The organism is Paenibacillus taichungensis (assembly GCF_013359905.1).
GTDB classification, from domain to species: domain Bacteria; phylum Bacillota; class Bacilli; order Paenibacillales; family Paenibacillaceae; genus Paenibacillus; species Paenibacillus taichungensis.
The window spans coordinates 1-864 of sequence record NZ_JABMCC010000032.1 but is presented as its reverse complement, the minus strand read 5'-3'; the positions used below and the strand labels follow the sequence as shown (position 1 = coordinate 864).

7 tRNA genes are annotated in these 864 nt (G+C 51.3%); all 7 read left to right on the top strand.

The features are described from left to right. Nucleotides 1–133 precede the first annotated feature (133 nt). The 7 genes from HP548_RS00225 (at nt 134) to HP548_RS00195 (ending at nt 793) form a co-directional block, all read left to right on the top strand. Nucleotides 134–225 (top strand) — tRNA-Ser (locus HP548_RS00225). A gap of 47 nt (nt 226–272) precedes the next feature. Further along, a tRNA-Met gene (locus HP548_RS00220) sits at nt 273–349 on the top strand. A 9-nt stretch (nt 350–358) separates the two neighbouring features. Next, nucleotides 359–434 (top strand) — tRNA-Val (locus tag HP548_RS00215). 5 nt (nt 435–439) lie between these two features. Then, a tRNA-Thr gene (locus tag HP548_RS00210) sits at nt 440–515 on the top strand. A gap of 9 nt (nt 516–524) precedes the next feature. Beyond that, a tRNA-Asp gene (locus HP548_RS00205) sits at nt 525–602 on the top strand. Between the two features lie 20 nt (nt 603–622). After that, nucleotides 623–698: transfer RNA gene (locus HP548_RS00200), tRNA-Phe, on the top strand. A gap of 9 nt (nt 699–707) precedes the next feature. Next, nucleotides 708–793, top strand: a tRNA-Tyr gene (locus HP548_RS00195). Nucleotides 794–864: the final 71 nt, after the last annotated feature.

Below are 864 nucleotides of genomic sequence, written 5' to 3'. Positions count from 1 at the left end.
AGCAATGCATGGAGCTGACCAGTACTAATCGGTCGAGGGCTTATCCAATATGCAAGTTGTAAATCGCACATTTCGTTTCGGATCTAGTTTTCAGGGAGCAATCCTTGTAAGCATTGTTCATGATTGTCTATTTGGAGAGATACCCAAGTGGCTATAAGGGGACCCTCTGCTAAGGGGTTAGACTGCGTAAGCGGTGCGAGGGTTCGAATCCCTCTCTCTCCGCCATCTTTACCTTAAGATGGACAAGCAATCAAGATCAATATTATTAATATGGCGGTGTAGCTCAGCTGGCTAGAGCGTACGGTTCATACCCGTGAGGTCGGGGGTTCGATCCCCTCCGCCGCTACCATATTACCCAGGAGGCTTAGCTCAGCTGGGAGAGCATCTGCCTTACAAGCAGAGGGTCGGGGGTTCGATCCCCTCAGCCTCCACCATATACGCCGGTGTAGCTCAACTGGTAGAGCAACTGACTTGTAATCAGTAGGTTGGGGGTTCAAGTCCTCTCGCCGGCACCATTAATGCCTGGAACCGTGGTGTAGTTGGCCTAACATGCCTGCCTGTCACGCAGGAGATCGCGGGTTCGAATCCCGTCGGTTCCGCCATTAATCTAAAAATTTAATAAGGCTCGGTAGCTCAGTCGGTAGAGCAGAGGACTGAAAATCCTCGTGTCGGCGGTTCGATTCCGTCCCGAGCCACCATGTAATCCTGGAGGATTAGCGAAGTGGCCAAACGCATCAGACTGTAAATCTGCTCCCGTACGGGTTCGGTGGTTCGAATCCATCATCCTCCACCAGTTTTTCGAGTCATTAGCTCAGTTGGTAGAGCACCTGACTTTTAATCAGGGTGTCGAAGGTTCGAGCCCTT